This is a genomic window from Nitrospira marina (assembly GCF_059568365.1).
On the sequence record NZ_JCANTH010000001.1, the window covers coordinates 4555314 to 4572500 of the forward strand.

Annotated in this window: 18 protein-coding genes (1 of these 18 cut by a window edge); 11 read left to right on the forward strand and 7 right to left on the reverse strand. The window is 48.9% G+C overall.

Annotation, left to right across the window (positions count from 1 at the left end):
- Positions 1–3 precede the first annotated feature (3 nt).
- The 3 genes from LX98_RS19675 to LX98_RS19685 form a co-directional block, all read right to left on the reverse strand.
- Positions 4–1491, reverse strand: coding sequence for a DUF2868 domain-containing protein (locus tag LX98_RS19675; RefSeq protein ID WP_496430456.1), 1488 nt, complete (start codon positions 1489–1491; stop codon positions 4–6).
- A 214-nt stretch (positions 1492–1705) separates the two neighbouring features.
- The gene (locus tag LX98_RS19680) at positions 1706–2851 is read right to left on the reverse strand and encodes an AI-2E family transporter (RefSeq protein ID WP_496430457.1); all 1146 of its coding nucleotides are present in this window, start codon (positions 2849–2851) and stop codon (positions 1706–1708) included.
- A gap of 187 nt (positions 2852–3038) precedes the next feature.
- Positions 3039–3902, reverse strand: a complete 864-nt coding sequence (locus tag LX98_RS19685) for an MlaA family lipoprotein (RefSeq protein WP_496430458.1) — start codon at positions 3900–3902, stop codon at positions 3039–3041.
- A 592-nt stretch (positions 3903–4494) separates the two neighbouring features.
- Between LX98_RS19685 and LX98_RS19690 the strand changes: the two genes are divergently transcribed.
- Entirely contained in the window at positions 4495–6117 is a 1623-nt protein-coding gene (locus LX98_RS19690) for a sigma-70 family RNA polymerase sigma factor (RefSeq protein ID WP_496430459.1), read from the forward strand.
- An 83-nt stretch (positions 6118–6200) separates the two neighbouring features.
- Here LX98_RS19690 and LX98_RS19695 read toward each other — a convergent pair whose 3' ends face one another.
- Positions 6201–6875, reverse strand: coding sequence for a pentapeptide repeat-containing protein (locus LX98_RS19695; RefSeq protein WP_496430460.1), 675 nt, complete (start codon positions 6873–6875; stop codon positions 6201–6203).
- A 252-nt stretch (positions 6876–7127) separates the two neighbouring features.
- Here LX98_RS19695 and LX98_RS19700 point away from each other — a divergent pair, with 252 nt between their 5' ends.
- Both LX98_RS19700 and LX98_RS19705 read left to right on the forward strand, forming a co-directional pair.
- Positions 7128–7790 carry a hypothetical protein gene (locus tag LX98_RS19700; protein WP_496430461.1) on the forward strand — a complete coding sequence of 221 codons (663 nt, stop codon included), beginning with the start codon at positions 7128–7130 and terminating at the stop codon, positions 7788–7790.
- 100 nt (positions 7791–7890) lie between these two features.
- A complete protein-coding gene (locus tag LX98_RS19705) occupies positions 7891–8592 on the forward strand; it encodes a DUF2628 domain-containing protein (protein WP_496430462.1) in 702 nt (233 codons plus the stop codon).
- Here the strand turns inward: LX98_RS19705 and LX98_RS19710 are convergent.
- Positions 8589–9509 (reverse strand): hypothetical protein, encoded by a 921-nt coding sequence (locus LX98_RS19710; RefSeq protein WP_496430463.1) that lies wholly within the window; start codon positions 9507–9509, stop codon positions 8589–8591. The genes LX98_RS19705 and LX98_RS19710 overlap by 4 nt on opposite strands.
- Before the next feature lie 62 nt (positions 9510–9571).
- Between LX98_RS19710 and LX98_RS19715 the strand changes: the two genes are divergently transcribed.
- The 5 genes from LX98_RS19715 to LX98_RS19735 all read left to right on the forward strand — a co-directional run bounded on the left by LX98_RS19715 (position 9572) and on the right by LX98_RS19735 (position 12948).
- Positions 9572–10177 (forward strand): 2,3-bisphosphoglycerate-dependent phosphoglycerate mutase, encoded by a 606-nt coding sequence (locus LX98_RS19715; RefSeq protein WP_496430464.1) that lies wholly within the window; start codon positions 9572–9574, stop codon positions 10175–10177.
- A gap of 91 nt (positions 10178–10268) precedes the next feature.
- Positions 10269–10658 (forward strand): hypothetical protein, encoded by a 390-nt coding sequence (locus LX98_RS19720; protein WP_496430465.1) that lies wholly within the window; start codon positions 10269–10271, stop codon positions 10656–10658.
- A gap of 64 nt (positions 10659–10722) precedes the next feature.
- Positions 10723–11016, forward strand: a complete 294-nt coding sequence (locus tag LX98_RS19725) for a hypothetical protein (protein WP_312645354.1) — start codon at positions 10723–10725, stop codon at positions 11014–11016.
- 188 nt (positions 11017–11204) lie between these two features.
- On the forward strand, positions 11205–12125 hold the full coding sequence (locus LX98_RS19730; RefSeq protein ID WP_496430466.1) for a P-loop NTPase: 921 nt from the start codon (positions 11205–11207) through the stop codon (positions 12123–12125).
- 49 nt (positions 12126–12174) lie between these two features.
- A complete protein-coding gene (locus LX98_RS19735; RefSeq protein WP_496430467.1) occupies positions 12175–12948 on the forward strand; it encodes a PCP reductase family protein in 774 nt (257 codons plus the stop codon).
- A gap of 149 nt (positions 12949–13097) precedes the next feature.
- Here LX98_RS19735 and LX98_RS19740 read toward each other — a convergent pair whose 3' ends face one another.
- Entirely contained in the window at positions 13098–13736 is a 639-nt protein-coding gene (locus LX98_RS19740) for a Maf family nucleotide pyrophosphatase (RefSeq protein ID WP_496430468.1), read from the reverse strand.
- Complete coding sequence (locus tag LX98_RS19745; RefSeq protein ID WP_496430469.1) at positions 13737–14828, reverse strand: tRNA-dihydrouridine synthase; 1092 nt, start codon at positions 14826–14828, stop codon at positions 13737–13739.
- A gap of 255 nt (positions 14829–15083) precedes the next feature.
- Here LX98_RS19745 and LX98_RS19750 point away from each other — a divergent pair, with 255 nt between their 5' ends.
- The 3 genes from LX98_RS19750 to LX98_RS19760 all read left to right on the forward strand — a co-directional run.
- Positions 15084–16172, forward strand: a complete 1089-nt coding sequence (locus LX98_RS19750) for a TIGR00730 family Rossman fold protein (RefSeq protein WP_496430470.1) — start codon at positions 15084–15086, stop codon at positions 16170–16172.
- A 77-nt stretch (positions 16173–16249) separates the two neighbouring features.
- Positions 16250–17134, forward strand: a complete 885-nt coding sequence (locus tag LX98_RS19755) for a DHHA1 domain-containing protein (RefSeq protein WP_496430471.1) — start codon at positions 16250–16252, stop codon at positions 17132–17134.
- Between the two features lie 33 nt (positions 17135–17167).
- Positions 17168–17187, forward strand: the beginning of a protein-coding gene (locus LX98_RS19760; protein WP_496430472.1) for a rhomboid family intramembrane serine protease. It continues 697 nt past the right edge of the window; 20 of the gene's 717 nt are visible here — the first part of the coding sequence; it begins with the start codon at positions 17168–17170; its stop codon lies off the right edge, out of view.

Below are 17187 nucleotides of genomic sequence, written 5' to 3' on the forward strand. Positions count from 1 at the left end.
ATCTCACCTTTTTGGAGGCCACAAAGCAGCTTGGGCCTTCTCCAGAAGCTGGTCGCGGGATGTCTCCTTGGCATCGAAGGCCACGATTTGTAGATGGTAGTCGTTGGCGAGTCGTTGCCAGGTTTGTTGACGTTCTCTCATTTGTGTCTGATCAGCAAGATGCCGATAGGGCTCCTGGTCCAGAACAAGGAGTAAGTGATGTTGTCCATTAGAGGTAGAGGATTCAATTGAGGCTTGAACCATGTGAAAGAGTTCGCCGTGCACCTCCGCTTCCGGGGTTTGCGCCAAATTACAGAGAAGAACCACCGTTTGAGGTGAGGCCGTTGCCTGCAACCAGGTAACGCTTGTCTGTCCATAAGGAAGTGGGTCTCTCCAATGCAAGGTCGCTTGATTGCCAATGAGATCCAGGAGGCATTGTCCCAAGCAATCTAAAGCGGCCGGAGAAGGTTGATAGCTATAGGGCACAATGTCAATTTGGATGCCTTGTCCGCGTTCGGTACTCAGCAGCTGCAGATAATACGGCTCATCGAGAGGGAGCGTAAAGGATTGAGCGGCTTTGTGTGCGAATCGTGCGGATAGCCAGGCCAGAGTTATCCGAGGTATGACGATACTCACAAAGGCCGTCAGTGCCCACATGTGAATCCACTGAGCAGCAGAGCCCTGGCCGGGAGCTTGAAGAAGTGCAAGGTCTTCGGCTGATGGAAAGGGAAAACCCAGAAGCCAGGCTGCTGGTCCCAAGAGTCCGTATAAGACCGAATGCACCTGTGCCGCTGATAAGAAGGTGCTTTCCCACGTGGCTTGATAATCTAGAACTAGTCCACGGACGTACATACTGAGGATGATGCCTAGAGCCAGACAGGCTGATCCAATATGCAGCAGATGACGAACGCGACTGATAATGACGGGATGCCAGTGCCTCCACCACAGGTTCATAAATCGTTCGGAAGATTGAAGAACCCATTCTCTGACCGCACCTCCAGGTAAAGCAATTTTTGGCCATGGTCCTTTCCCCAACCATTCCGCCACGGTGGCAAATCCTTTGGCCAGGTGACGGAGAAGTGGCCCGGTTAGGTCCTTTCCCAGCAGCGGCGGCAGAATGGTACCCGCATAGGTCCCCATATTCCACAAAAGCAGAATCAAGAGTGGAAAGTTTAAGAGATTGACTCGTTGGGTCGTTCCGAGCCCATTGATAAACAGGCCGACAGCAAAGGCCGGTATCGCCACGATGGTATATGGAATTGTAGCCTGAGCGCCCCGAAACGATTCCGTGATCATGGGGTAAGAAGTGGAGAGAAAATTCCAGAGAGATTCCGCTCGATTGTTGAAAAATTGGATAGAGCTCTCTGCTGATGAGAGTAGTTCGTGGGGCGAGCTTTTTTTTGCTTGTTGGCTGGCTCGCTGTCTGTTGGAGTGTGAGATGTATCGTCCTTGTGGGTCCGATTGTTCAAGCGCCTGGATTAACAGAATTTTTGATACCTGTTTCGAATTCATAACTATAGCCATTTTGGCATCTGAATCTGTGGTTTTTTCAGGATGAGGTCACAAGGCAAACAGCCTGCCAGGATTGACCTACAACCAGGATTGATCTGACTGTTGTGTCTGTGTAGAAGGTGACGTGTTTTGTTGTGTGATAAATGGCTAATTGCATGTTGTGAGGTCAACCCGAGGAAAACGGGAGACGCAGCGTATCCTTAGCTTGTATGGCTCAGGTATGGAGAGAAACCGAACCGGCATGTTTTGACTCGGAAGAGGAAGCATCCGGTTGAGGCTCCTGAGAATTATTGTTTACGGATTGGGCAGCGGAGGCCTCAGAATCCAACAAGATGCTGATCCAACGGGTTGAGGGGCTGCTTTCCAAGGCAATTTTCACCATCATGGTCATGGGAACAGAAAGCAACATTCCAACCGGTCCCCACACCCATCCCCAAAACACTAAGGAGAGAAAGACAACAAGAGTGGAAAGGTTAAGCTTCCTCCCCATAAGTTTGGGTTCCACTACATTACCGAAGATCAAGTTGACGGCTACATACCCCGCGGCTACCAGCAACAGGTGTCCAATGCCGAATTGAATGTATCCCAATAGCATTGGCGGGACTGCTGCAATGATAGACCCGAGGTTTGGAATAAAGTTCAGCAAAAATGCCAGAAGTCCCCAGATGAGGGGAAAATCAATCCCTAAGGCCCACACCCACAACGCGACAATCACACCCGTTCCAAGGCTGACAACGGTTTTGATAGCTAAATAATTGTTGACGGCGTCCGTTATTTTTTGAGCCTGAGAGAAAGTGCCTTTTGGATCTCCGAAGGCGGTTCCTACTTTCTCTTGGAAACTGGATGCCTCAAACAAAATGAAAATGACGGTGAGGAAAATTAAAAAAGAATTCGTGAGCACGTTTCCCAGTCCGGACAACATTTTGGCTACGAGCCTCATTGAAGCACCCGGATCGATGGATTTCAGTAATATGCCTTTATCAAGTTGAAAACCCAACTCCTGAATCCAATGGATCATGGGCTCGATTTCTTGGGTCAGTCGAGCTTGGTAGCGTGGGATGGCTTCAGAGAAGTCATCCAGGGATGTCCCAATAATCAGAATAAACACAACCCCCACACTGAGCACTCCTAGGACGACACCGAACACCGCCAATGGCGTGGGTATGCCTTTTTGTCGAAGCCAAAAGACTGGTGATGCACTTATAATGGCAAGAAATATTGAGACAATAAGAGGGACCAGGATGGGCTCTGCAGCCCGCATGCCAGCCACAACTATGATAAATGCAGCGGTGGTCAACAAGAATCGACCAGTTGGGGGATGACTGGAGGGCGGTAGTTGCGCATTCTGCTGGTTGTGCATAATGAAAAATTTAATCGCGAAGAAACCGGTTCTTCTCTGGGTATGATACCCGTTTTTTCCTCTCCTGTCTTGGAGAGAAAAGGTGTCGGGGCTATGGATGGAAGTTAGCGGAGGAAAAGAAAATTCAAGAGTCTATAAACTCTTAAAGTGGTTGCTGCTGCGAGGACCAAGATGATGGGCGAGGGGACTATTCCTGAATGGCTTTCAGCCGTTGCTGGAGATACCCATTCCGGACGGCACCATACAAATCGAGCGTGCCTTCCTCAACGCCTTGAAATTTTTCCAGCGTGAGTGCACGGAGATTCACCGTTTCGCCGGCGACCATTCCAAGCCGCGAAAGTGTGACGGTCATATCGTGTTGGACCAGCCGCGGAGCGTCAGCGATTTCAATAAAAGGAAGGACTAGCCAGTTAAAAGGGTCAAGAAAAGAATCGCCGATGAATCCAATGCCATCTCGTAAGGTGAAGGGGCCAAGGAGCGGAATCATGAGGAACGGTCCAGGTGGGACGCCATAGGTTCCTAAGGTTTGCCCAAGATCCTCTTGCGGAGTCTCTAACTCGAACATAATTCCAGCCGGATCAAACAATCCCCCGACCCCAAGTGTCGAATTAATAAGGAATCGGCTCAGCTCAATGCCAGCTCCCTGAAATTTTGCTTGAAAAATGTTGTTCAATAATCTCGGGACAAATCGAATATTCTGAAACACATTTGAGAAGCTTTGCTGGACATCGGGGGGGATAAAAATATTGTAAACTTTGGCAACCGGCTTCACCACGTATTTGTCCAACCGGTAATTAAATTCAAAAACGGCAGAATTAACAGGTTCAAACGGATCATAGTCCTTGTTCTGGGAATCACCAGATTCGTCAAATGGATCAAAAAATTCATTATCATTCTCTTCGCCTTCAGCGTTGAGTCCGTCCTCAAATTCAGCGATCTGAATGTCAGGTCCGGTTTCCACTCCATCCTGGGTCTTCGTGGATTTGGACTTTCCCGCACACCCACCAAGTCCTACCGCGAGGCATAGAATTACCCAGATGGACAATCGCATCGTTTTTCCTCTCATGCCAAAGGCTTTTCTTTTAAGAATTATATCGGGCCCGTCCACTTCAATCCGATTGTTGGAACGTAAGATCGGTCAGTAATGTGGAATAACTTCAACTATTTCACAGATAAACCGCGCGGACTGTAACAAAATCCCATACCCAAGCCAAGAATCTCTTTCCTCGTCCCCACTTCTTTGAAGACCTGTGAGTGGGGACAAAATTCAGGCCTTTTTCGACTTTTATGGTAAAGACTTGGAGAAGGCTGTTGAATGTTTTGTCAGTTTCCTTGCCATAACATTACAGGAAAAATCGAGTAAAACGTTGATACTGACCATTCTATGTCATGATGTTTCTCAGAGGTCGTAAACGGCTTCGACGTTTTCAATATGGCGTTTCTTCTTGGAGGTACTATGTTCCCTTATCATTGAAGAGGAGCCACTATTAACGATCATCAATGTGCAATATGAGACAAAGCTTTTTCAGTGGCACTCACTTTGCTGATTCATAGCAGGTGACCAACAGGGTTCACCGGGTACCAATGCCTCTTAACCAGATGGTCAGATGACCTGAGAACGTTCAATTGAAGGGAGACCAGCTATGAGCCCATCGGTATCGGAGCAGAAGCCTTCCTGGAATGGTTCCATTAAACGAGTCAAAAAACAGGACCGTCATCCTGTCTTGTCCGGCGGCGGCTCTCCTGAAGTGGACCGTTCGTCAGGGATGAGTGACAAGCAACTTCCCCTATACCTAAAGGAAATAGGGCAAGTGTCATTACTTGACCGGGAAGGCGAAGTTCGTCTGTGCAAAAAAATTGAGGAAGCCCGGCGAAATATGTTGGAGATTCTATACTCACTCCCTATGACCTTGGACTATCTTCAAGAACAACGCATCCGGTTGTTAAATGGCGAAATCCTGGCCAAACATATTGTTCAAAAGGAAAAAGAAGGTGATGTGGAGAATGAATCGGAGGAAGAACCTGACATTCCGGATATTCAAACCGAACAGCAAGAGGATGAAGACTTTCGTCAACGGGTAATACAGCAACTGAGCCAACTTTGTCATTGTGTTCAATTCATGATAGCCAAGGGAAATGCATTCGCATGCAAACAAGGCGCTTCGGCCTCGATGAAAGCCCGAAAAAAATTATGGCAAAGTCTTGAAGGAGTGAATTGGCATCCTGCATTTACCAAACAGGTGGAAAGTCGCATACGGGCAACGGAACGCCAACTTACTGAAGTATTGAAACGATTAGGAATATCCTCTCAAGATATTTTAAATGGAGATGAGCGAACACGTAAGGCGGGTCGCAATTCTTTACCCGCCACAACCCCTGGAGTGGAGGTAATCTCAAGTTCCCATCGCTCCACCCTGGAAGCTGGAGAACACCTCGTATATTTGGAGCAAGAAGTTTTGCGCCTGTGCTTTTCAGAATTCCTCGCACGGGTTCGGCGCTTGGATCAAGCTAAAATTCGCCTGCACTTCGCCAAGGAAGCGATGCTGGAGGCAAACTTACGCCTGGTGGTTAGTGTTGCCAAGCGTTATGTGAATCGAGGCCTCGATTTACTGGACCTCATTCAGGAAGGCAATATCGGCCTAATGCGGGCAGTGGACCGTTTTGAGTATCAACGAGGCTATAAGTTCAGCACCTATGCGACGTGGTGGATTCGGCAGGCGGTAACGAGGGCATTGGCCGATCAATCCAGAACCGTGCGGATTCCGGTGCACGTGTGTGATGTGCTGACTCGAGTGCGACGAACGCTGGATCGTTTAGCGGTGCAATTGGGGCGTGAACCGAAATTGGAGGAGCTCAGCGGCGCCGTGGATATCCCATTGGATAAATTGTCCACGATGTTGGAAGCGACAAAAGGGACTCTGTCGCTCGAAACTCCCATGGGCGATGAAGATGGTTCGCCGCTCTCTGATCTCTTGCAAGATCCTACAGCCGTTTCTCCATGTTATTCTGCGGAACGGGTGGATCTCCAGGAAAAAGTGACTTCCTTGTTAAGGACTTTAACGCCTCGGGAGGCACATATTATTCGGCGACGCTTTGGTATTGGAGAGCTTGAAGATGCTACTCTTGAAGAGATCGGCCTTGAATTCTCTGTGACCCGAGAACGCATTCGACAAATTGAGGAACGGGCCTTGGCCAAATTGCGTGAACCCCAACGGAATGTGGTCTTGCGTAATTTTTTTCAACCATCCGGTCCACCCTTAGATTAGCAGGACTGATACTTTTCGTGAACGTGGGATGTCGAACAAAGTAGGCGACTGATTTCCGAATGGAACAATAATTTGAATGCCTCTTAAGGGAAAAGAGGATCCCCAGAGGGTGGTGAAGAATCCGTCATTGGAGAATTGTAAAACCCAAGACTACTTTGGAAATTTGCGCCGGTAGTCTTGGCATTGATGAAGGTCGTTCCATTGAGATTGGCCTGCTGAAAATCACTCTCATGCAGGTCAGTGTCCCGAAAATCAGCCCAAGAGCAGTCCGAGGAAAAAAAACTCCCCCCCCGAATTTGTGCACGAACGAAGGTAGCGCCGCGAAGCGTGGCATGTTGGAAGTCGGTTCCTTGAAGTTCCGCTTGTTGGAAATCCGCCCATATAAGATCGGCTTGTGAAAAATTGGCCCAGGCTAATTGGGCACCTCTGAAACGGACGCTTCGCAGATTCGCTCCTTGAAAATTTGCGCCACGCAGGTTCGCTCCCTCAAAATTTGCCCCAGGGAGGTAGGCTTCTTGAAAATTGGCATTCCGAAGATCCTGATGGCGGAAATCGGCCTCGCGGAGGTCAATCTGAAAAAAATCTTGAGAACTTGGTAAAGCGGTGTGGGTAGACTGGGCGTCTTCAGATTGTCCTTTTTCTCTGATTCCAGCCTGCAGGGAGCGTCTCCAGTTCCTATGTGTGTGGAGAAGAAGTGCCCGGTCCTCTTCAACCTCGTTGAGAGGAGGCTTTAAGGGACTATCTTCAATCGCTGCCATGGAGAAATGCCAAGAAAAGACAACAGAAAATAAAAAATGCGTTAAAAGGGAACAATGGTCTATAGGGCACGATGAAACCTTAGCGAAAATGACACCAAGGGTCCAGTCCAAAATGAGGGCCTGAAGACATCAAGGAAACCTAATTATGGTATACAAATCCTATGGCCCTGTGGCCATGAAACATGAACCGAAGGATACTCAAAAATATTACAATGGTGGACATCGCAAGAATTAGACACGTGGTGAGGTGATATGGAATTGATCTTAATTCTATTATGGATGGTCGTTGTGCTTCTGAGCTATCAACTATGGGTATTACGGAAAACACATGGTTCATTTCTCCAGATACTGAAAGAACTTTCTGATCGTATTCGAGGGGGATTAGGAGTGGTGGACGTCAGAGAGCTGAAGACCATTCAAGCTAAATTTTTTCGTCTGGAGCAGCAGGTCCAATTCAGGAAGGTTTTGGGGTTCAAAACCGGCGAATACTTCCAGCACTTTCAAAGATATTTTCATAAAGGAGAGCTTTCAGTTGATGCCCTTGCACCCTTTGAGGATTCAGTTCCTGACATGGACGGGTCCGTCCCTCGACCCAGATCGATCACATGGAAAGGCCTTCGTTTTACTCTTAGCGATTCAATTTGGTTTCAAATGGGAGTGGTGCCGAACGAAGTTGTAGAGGATGATCAAGTCCAATCCATGGTGCAGGGGCCATTTTGTCGGTGGTGTTTGAAGCGATTGGTGGGGAGGGTTCCCGCTCAGATTTCATATGTTCCAGCGCAGTGCCACAATTGTGGATTATCCTGGAGCATACATGAGGTCGATTATCCAGAAATGCCCCTTCGCAATCTCAAGCGTATGGTGTATGACATGCTTGATCAAAAAGTGCGAATGGGTCGAAATGTTCAATGCTAAGTCTTGATGATGGGTGAGGAGAATTCAGATGCTATCGAGTGATCTTCTGCTACCCGGCAGAACTTGTGCGGGTGTAGTTGGGATGCTATAAACGACCACTATGCGCCCTTGTCCTTCCTGTTCACAAGAGAATCCCGATACAGCGAACTTTTGTTTGCAGTGTGGACAAGCGCTTGGTTCACCTTCCTTAGAAACTGCGGCAGAGTCCAATCCTGAGGGACTCGGGACCAGGACTCCTCCCACTCAATCCCAATTATGGGAAACGTTCATCGGTCCAAGTAAATCCATTCAATTTTCAGTCAAGACCGGGTGGGTGTGGCGCTCGGCTTTTTTGTATTACAAGGAAAAATTTGAAAATATTGAGACCCCTCAAGGTCCACGATTCGTCCTAAGTTGGAACTGGCCCGCCGCGTTGTTTGATTCGTTTCTTTGGTTTTTATATCGCAAAATGTACCTATTTGCGTTGTTATACGCTGTTGCCCCGGCTCTCGCCATATTTATGACTGGGGATGTGATGGTGGGAATTGTATCGAGAATATTGGCAGGAGCCAGCGCGAATTACTTGTATTACTGGCACGTGAAAGACAAGGTACAGAGAATTATGGCAATGCCCAGTCTTGATGATAAGAGTCGTGCTCACCTGATTCAGGAAGAGGGTGGAGTGCAACCTTACGTCCTCTGGTTAGGGGTGGTTCTGCATGTGTTGATGCTTGGCCTATTGGCTGCGGCGATTGTTCAAGGGCCTCCGGTGCAGGAACCTCTTGGGGGAACGGAAGGACGTCCTTCTCAAAAATTCTTTTAAGAGAGAGAATTGGGATACTTGCTGGCTGAAGGGATCTGGGGTTCGTTTGAGGCGGTCTGCCAATTGAACCACGCTTGAAACCATTCATAATCAGATTGATAGGCGGTTGATTTAGCGTCCCCTTGTTGGCCCTTTTCCGTCAAGAGTGTGTAGGTCCTGGGCCAATTTTTTGTCCACCAGGATTTAAGGGCTTCAGGTGTGGAGGGCTGATCGTCTGCCTGAAAAATATTTGCGGCATCAACAACCTGGGCGATGAGCTTCCAAGCTCGATCTTTTCCCAAACCCAAATTTCGAAAATGTTCCCGTAATAAAAAGACTACCCACAATTCCGCACTGTGTTTTTTGTTGTGTTTAAATGGTTGTGTTTGACGAAGGGGAATCGGGTCAAAGTTTTTAATGATTGAGGTATAATCGGGGCCCCCATACTCTCCGACCACTTCTGCAATGCCCTCTAACATATTGGCCAATTCGACCTCAACTTCTGATCGAGGGGAGTCAGCGGGCCTATCAAGCGGACTAGGTGTCGTGAGCATATCAATGACGGGCTTGAGTTCTCTGAGGCGACCAACTGCAGCCTTGAGGATACGTTCCGACTCCAACCAATAGTCGGAATCATTTTTTGCAGTTCGTTCCTGTCCTGCGGGGGGAAGGACCGCAGGAATCCAATGCCTGATGAGTGTAAATAGAATATAGTCCAGATCACCGCCTTCCTGAGCTGCCCGGTCCAAGGCGTTTTGCGGCCCAAGACCTTGGCGGAAAAACTGTTCTGTTCGATCTGCGACGCCGTGTCGGCCAGCCAAAGCGGTCCACCAGTGTGCGAATTGTTCCCATTTATGCTCGTCAGAGGCCATATCGTTTCGAAAAAAGGTAAAAAATTCCTGGTTATGGTACGATTCGTTGCGAAGCAATGCAAGCAAGAATAGGTCACCTAACAATGTTGAAGAGGCAACCACGAAAGGGAGCGAGGGAGGAGAACTAGATGGCTCAGTTGGTGTTAATTCGTCATGGTGAATCTCAATGGAATCTGGAAAACCGTTTTACGGGCTGGGTCGATGTCCCATTAACTCCGAAGGGGGAGCAAGAAGCTCGCGATGCGGGTAAGAAACTTCAGGCCTTTCGATTTGATTGTGCATTTACTTCAGTGTTGGTGCGCGCCAAGGAAACCCTACGATTGGTTCTGGAGGAAATTGGACAGACGACGATTCCCATCGAGGAAAACAAAGCGCTGAATGAGCGGATGTATGGAGAACTGCAGGGGCTTAATAAAACCGAAACGGCACAAAAATATGGCGACCACCAGGTCAAAATTTGGCGGAGGAGTTTTGATGTGCCTCCCCCCGGGGGTGAAAGCTTGAAGGCTACTGCCGAACGAGTTCTTCCCTATTATGCAAATCGAATCCGGCCGGCCCTATTGGCAGATAAGACGGTCTTAGTCGTGGCCCATGGCAATAGTTTGCGGTCCTTGGTTATGCAATTAGAGCATTTGTCCAAGGAAGCTGTGCTTGAATTGAATATTCCGACGGGTGCACCATTATGGTATGAATTGGACGCATCAGGGGAGGTAACCGGTCATCGGTATTTGTAAGTGAGCCATAGCGCCTTGCCAATGTCTCTCAAGCGCAATTTTAAAGAATCGTTTCGCATAAAAAATTGCCTTTTTCCTGCTTGGTTGAACCATGGTGGTCATTTTTCTTTTCTTTATTGCAGGGTTGTGGATGGCCGATGGTGTGGCCTTGTTAGTTGCGCCGGAACGGATGATTGCTACGCTGCGACAGTCGCTGATTGTGGCTCCAGGGTTTATAAAATGGGGTGGCGTTGCAGCCTTATTAGGCCTTGTTTTGTTATTCGGAACCAGAGGATTGCCCTACCAACCTCTTTGGATGGTCGTGGGCCTGAGTATGGTCGCAAAGGGCGTTTTCTTGTATGCCGGACCAGATCGTTGGCGGTTGCGGATCGTTAAATGGTGTTTGGAACGGGATGTGGTCGATTATCGCATCTGGGGGGTGGGGTTATGTGCCCTTTCTGTCTTGCTATTAGATGCGTTGGGCTGGGGAAAAGGACTGTAGGTGAGTGGAATGGCGGGGACAATCTGATCCAGCTTTGCCAAAAGCACGATGACAATGAGGGTATATGACGGATTTTGACCGTGAGAAATTGTGCGAAACCTGGCAGGTTCATCAATCTACCGGTTGGCCAGACGGGTTGGGAAGTCATGAAGGGCAACTCATGACGTTAGATACGGTCATTGGTGGATGTTTGACCTATTACTTTGAGGAGCATCACCTTGATGAACCACGAATTGAAATCTTACGGGATTGCCTTGCTGATCTGGAAAGTATTGTCCCGGAATTATCTGAATCAACCCGTGATTATTTCAGTCGATTGCGATATCTTGGCGTGACCCTTCTTCAAGATTTTTCCTAAACAATTTTCGAACGGATCCTTCTTCCCGGGCATTTTTCGTTCCCCACCGAAATGAGCCTCTTTTTGCGCCATTTAGGCTTACTGGAATTCAGGGAGTTGGTTTTTTGATTGGTTTGACGCTGGAAAAAATGCTGTGGTACCGTGGTTTCTGGTTTCTACCTATTGCCTTTCACAGTTAGGTGCAGACAATGAGTCAACAAAATGACCTGAAAACGATTCTGAATAAACTTCATTATTCTGACGACGCCAAGGTGGTGGAGCAGATTTCGGCCCAGACCAAACTGGTCATGGCCCGTATGAAGGGTATTCGCCGCAAGGTGGTAGTAATGAGCGGTAAAGGCGGGGTGGGGAAAAGTATGACCACCGTGAATCTGGCGTTGGCCTTCGCGCGAATGGGTCAACGGGTGGGATTACTGGATGTGGATATTAATGGGCCCTGTGTTCCTCAAATGCTGGGGATGCGTGGGAAGGGATTATTGGATACCCCGGAAGGGGCGGTGCCGCCGACTGGTCCATTAGATATCAAAGTCGCGTCGATGGATTTTCTCCTTCAAGAAAACGCCCCGGTGCGGTGGAAAGGTCCCATGGACCTCAGCCCGGTTTGGTTGGGCATGACCGAAATGAATGTGATTCGGGAGTTTCTCTCCGACATGGTGTGGGGGGAATTGGACTATTTGCTGGCCGACCTGCCCCCGGGGGCGGCAGCCGATAAGCCACCCCTCCTTGCGGGACTTATTCCTGATTTAGCGGGGGCGGTGGTGGTGACGACGCCATCCGAGGTGGCTTCGAATGTTGTCCAAAAATCCATTGCCTATGCTCAGGAACTGGGTATTGAGATATTGGGGGTGGTCGAAAATATGAGCCAGTACCGCTGTCCATCCTGCGGGGAAGAAAGCCCCTTGTTTGAGGGGGATACCGATTCCATGTGTGAGGCATTGGGTTTGCCCCTTTTAGGACGCATTCCCTTTGATCGCAATTTTGCCCGCACTTTTGATAAGGGGGAACCGACCCTGGATGGAGACAATCCCACTGCGGCGAAATATCAGGACATTGCCAAAAAAGTTCATACATTGTTGGATTATCAACATGTTTTAGACGGGAAAGTGTAACGTCTTGAAGCGATCGTTGGCCTTCGCCGACGTTCAGAAGGGAAGCGATATGAAATTTGTTTGTCTCAAATGCGAAACCTATATGACTTTTGAAAAAGTCGAAAAACCGGCTGAAGGCTCTCTAGGTGTCTTTTTTGAATGCCCCTCCTGCCAATCGCGGTTTTCGATGGTGACCAATCCCGGCGAAACCCAGATGGTCTCTTCTTTAGGCGTCCAGTTGGGGGGGAGAACCGAAGTGCCCAAACCCTTGGAAATGACCCGGGGCGGGCTGGAGGACAATGTTTCGGCGGGCAAGGGACAGATGGCCGCCTATTTGAATGAGAAAATTCAGAGCGGCCAACCGGCTGCAGCTCCAGCGGCCTCGGGTGCGCCAGCTACTGCCAGTGCACCAGGGACCACTTCGGAAGGCGGAGGATGTCCCTTTTCGGCCATGGTTGCTCAAATGGGTTTGGGCTCAACGGGTGCCGCAGAAACTCAAGCCCCTCAGGCTGTGGAACAATTGCTTTGGACGCCGGATGCTCAGGAAAAACTGGCCAAACTGCCATCTTTTGTGCAGCCGATGGTCAAAAGCAGCGTAGAGACCTATGCCCGGAAGAACGGTTTTACCACCGTGACCCTTCAGGTGATGGATGATTCCAAGAATGCCTCTACGGAAGGGATAAAGTGGACACCGGAGGCGCAACAACGGTTGGATAATATTCCCGACTTTATTCGCCCCATGGCACGGCGGGAAATCGAACGCCTGGTCAAGGAGCGGGGTCAGTCGGAAATTACGGCCCAGGTGATGGAGGAGGCCAAAGAAAAATTTATGAAATTTATGTAGTCCAAATTCAAAAACGGTTTATGAAAAAGGCGGGACTCACAGAGTCCCGCCTTTTTTATTTCTCTATCTTCTACCCCAACAACGTTTGCGGCTTTCTCGACATTTTTCTCCTAGAATCTCAATATAGTTTGTGCGGAGACGAAACCCCGCTATGAGAAATCCTTCCAATTCGCGTACGGTTTTGTTCGGTAAATGGCTTCTGCCTTCACGGGAAGTTCAACTCCAGCCTGCTCCAGAAGTTTAGCGAGCTTTCCAAGTGGCAATCCCACGACCGTGGGGTAATCCCCGTCAATTTTTCCAATAAGGTGCGCTCCTTTTCCTTGAATGGAATAGGCCCCGGCTTTCCCCAGGCTATCCTGAGTCTTCAGGTAGGCCTGCAAGTCGGCATTTGAAAAGTCCTTGACCCAGACTTTGACGGTTTCTACATACGTTTCCCTCAGCTCCTTAGCCTTTTTTACCAAGGCCAAACCGGTATGGACGAGATGACATCGGCTGCGTAAGCCCGTCAGCATGTGGTGGGCATCTTCTAGGTCTGCCGGTTTGCCAAGGATCTGGCCATCTAATTCAATAACAGTATCGCTGCCGATGACGAGGCAGTCGGGATAGTGACTCGCCACGGATTCGGCTTTTTCAAGGGCAAGGCGTCGTACATGATTGGCGGGTGACTCTTGGCCAAGGACTTCTTCATTGATTGCAGGCGAAATGATCTCAAAGGGAAGCCCCAAGAGGGTCATCAGTTCTTTGCGACGAGGGGACGAGGATGCCAGGATGAGGTGAGGATCGGGCATTTAGGAGGCGGTGATGGTGGCTGGTGTTTCCATGTTCTGGTTGTCTAGGGCACGATCTTGGTACTGGTTGACCAAATTGATCACATCTGTCGTCGAATGAGTACGAACGAGTTGTGCGCGCATCGCCGCAGCATAGGGAAAGCCCGAACAATACCAGCCTAAGTGTTTGCGCATGCGCACGAAACGATCAGGCCCATGGACTCGTTCAAACAAGGAGGCATGTTGGATCATGATCCTGAATTTTTCTTCCAGGCTTGGAACATGCTGCGGTGGAATACAAAATTGTCCCGTCTGCAACATTTCTCGTATCTGTTGAATCCCCTGAAAGACCCATGGATTGCCGAGTGAGCCCCGGCCAATCAACACGCCGTTAACGCCTGATTCCCGAATGCGGGCAGCTGATTCTTCCAAACTCTGAATATCGCCATTGCCCAGGACAAGAATGCCATGCGGCTGGATTCGGTTTGCGGCTAGGGCGATCGCTTCCCAATCGGATTGTCCCCGGTACATTTGCGATAGCGTGCGGCCGTGAATGGAGATGACCTCTGGGCGTCCCTGGATAAGACAGGCGCTCCATTCTTCGATCATGTTCCGGTCGAAGCCAATGCGGGTTTTGACGGATAACGGAATGGCTTTGCGAATTGGGGAGTGGTAAAGCTCGCTCTGGAGCTGGCCAATGGCTTCTAATGCCTTGGGCTTCATTCCGATTTGAGTCAGAGGCTGGCCGGCCGTCCAATCCTGAATGCCTTTTCGTGCCATCTCTATCAGTTCCAGCGCCAAATTTGGAGTGCGAATTAATCCGGCGCCACTTCCCGAGGAAGCCACGTTTTTCGAGGGGCACCCCATATTGATATCCAACCCATCAAAACCCAACTCACAGACCACATGGGCCGCTTGGTAAAATAAAGCAGGTTCCTTCCCATAGATTTGGGCAATGACGGGGCGTTCTGCTTCCGAGTATCGCAGGCTGTCGAGGGCCTTGAGTCTCCCGGAACAGATGTCATGGACGTTGGTAAATTCCGTAAAGACCACATCAGGTTTCCCATGAATTGCCACTATATGGCGGAAAGCCGAATCAGTGACGCCATCCATGGGGGCCAATCCAATAATTGGTTGAGGGAGGGCCCGCCATAGTGTGGATTCGGTCTGAGGGTAGTGACTCATGAGATATGGAATGAAATCGGGTGCTTGAGTTTCGAGTTTATTTTACCGAAAACGTCTAGGTGTTCCTTTAAATCTTACACCTTTAATCCTGACACAGCGGACCGACAATTGACAGGAAGCTTCTGGAAAAGCCCAGTTGGCACATAATTTGTTTTTGTCGTTGATGAATTTGGAGGGTATTAGATGTCATTACGTAAAAATATAACTTTAGAAGCGCCGTCTGATACAAAATATTCTACAAAAAAAATTGTGTTGGAAGATGAGATTGTACGCGAAATCAAATCTCTTTGGACAGGACCTGAGACGGATGTGCGAACGGCCCTATTAAAAGAAATGGTCGGCAGTGTCGTCGGGCTTCGTGATTTGGATACGGATGTCATCGATGTCAAAATTCTTCATCGAGCTTTAAAAGAGCTTCGCCACTCCTTTCGGGTATTTCGGCAATATCGCGAGGTGAAGAAAGTCAGTATTTTTGGTTCAGCCCGGACCCCAGGGGATGATCCCAACTATACGCTGGCTTCCCAACTTGGGAAACTCCTCAGTCAACGTGGCTTTATGGTGATCACGGGGGGTGGGCCCGGGATAATGCTAGCCGGGAATGAAGGGGCTGGTCGGGAAAGAAGTTTTGGGGTGAATATTATGCTGCCTTTTGAGCAAGCCCCGAATGCGATGATTGCGGATGATAAAAAACTTGTACATCTTAAGTATTTTTTTACTCGTAAATTATTGCTGGTGAAGGAAAGCCATGCCGTCGCCCTTTTCCCTGGAGGATTTGGGACGTTAGATGAGGCGTTTGAGGTGTTAACGCTGATTCAAACGGGGAAAACGCACCCGATTCCCGTCGTGTGTATTGAGTCCCCTGGGGGCGATTATTGGAAACGATTGATGGATTTTTTTGAGCAGCAACTCTTGTCTCGTAGATTTATTAATCGATCCGATTTAGCACTCTTCAAAGTCGTGTGTTCTGCAGAGGAAGCGGTTCAGGAAATTCAGCAATTTTTCCGTGTGTATCATTCTCTACGAATTGTGAAAGATTCGATGGTTATCCGTATTCATCAACAGCTCTCCCAGTCGGAGATGGTCCAGTTGAACCAGGAATTTTCGGACCTCTTGGTCGATGGGCAGTTTCAGCAAGTTGAGGCGTTGCCAGAGGAATGGGATGAACCCCACATTTCCCACCTGCCACGTCTGATGTTACATTTTAATTGGAAAGAGTTGGGTCGTCTTCGGCAATGCATTGATTGGCTCAATGCTCGAGCATTAGTCATATAGGCATTTAGGAAAATGCATTGAGGGTTTGTCCGGATTTATTGAAAGCTGATAAGCTCAGCCCGAGAGGCGAGATGATAATGACAAAAACAATGACAAAATTTGATGAATTGCCTAACCAGAATCCTCCTGACGTGGTGTTGTATCACGCCGATTGTATGGATGGATTTGGCGCAGCGTGGGCTCTCTGGAAACGATTTCCGCAGGCTCGCTATGTTGCGGTTAAGCATGGGAATCCGCCTCCGGGTGGATTGCAAAACCAACATGTGGTGATGGTTGACTTTAGCTATCACCGCGAAACCATATTGGAGTTGGCAGATCAAGTGGCCAGTCTTTATATTTTAGATCATCATATTACCGCACAGGATTCTCTGAAGGATTTGCCTTTTGCATATTTCGATATGAACCGAAGTGGCGCGGTCCTGGCATGGGAATGGGCCCACACGCAACCGGTTCCCTGGCTCCTCCAGTATGTGCAGGATAAGGATTTGTGGCATTGGCAACTTCCCGGTAGTCGTGAAATTAGTGCGGCGCTGGCGTCATACCCTTTTGGATTTGAACGTTGGGAAACCCTTCAATTTGAAACATTAAGGGTTGAGGGGACAGGTATTTTACGATCCGAAAAGGCATTGGTCGAAAAGATGGCAACCGAAGTCACCATGGTGTCGTTCGCTGGACATATGGTTCCGGCTGTTCATTCAGCCGTGTTAACCAGTCAAATAGGGGAGCATCTTTCTGAGAAGCATCCATTTTGTCTCATTTGGCATCAAAAAGATGGCCGCCGGTATTTTTCCCTTCGGTCAAAAGCCGGAGGGATTTCCGTGGCTGATATTGCGGCCAAATATGGTGGAGGCGGACATACCCATGCTGCCGGGTTCTCTATCGCTTTAGACGGAGATTCTCAGAATCTTCTTAACCCCGTTTTGGGTCTGCCTGATTTTTCTCCCGCCTCTTGTCGGTTCTGATGATTTAAAGAGAATCTTCTTGAGGGTGCAGCCATGATTCCACTTCGGGATGA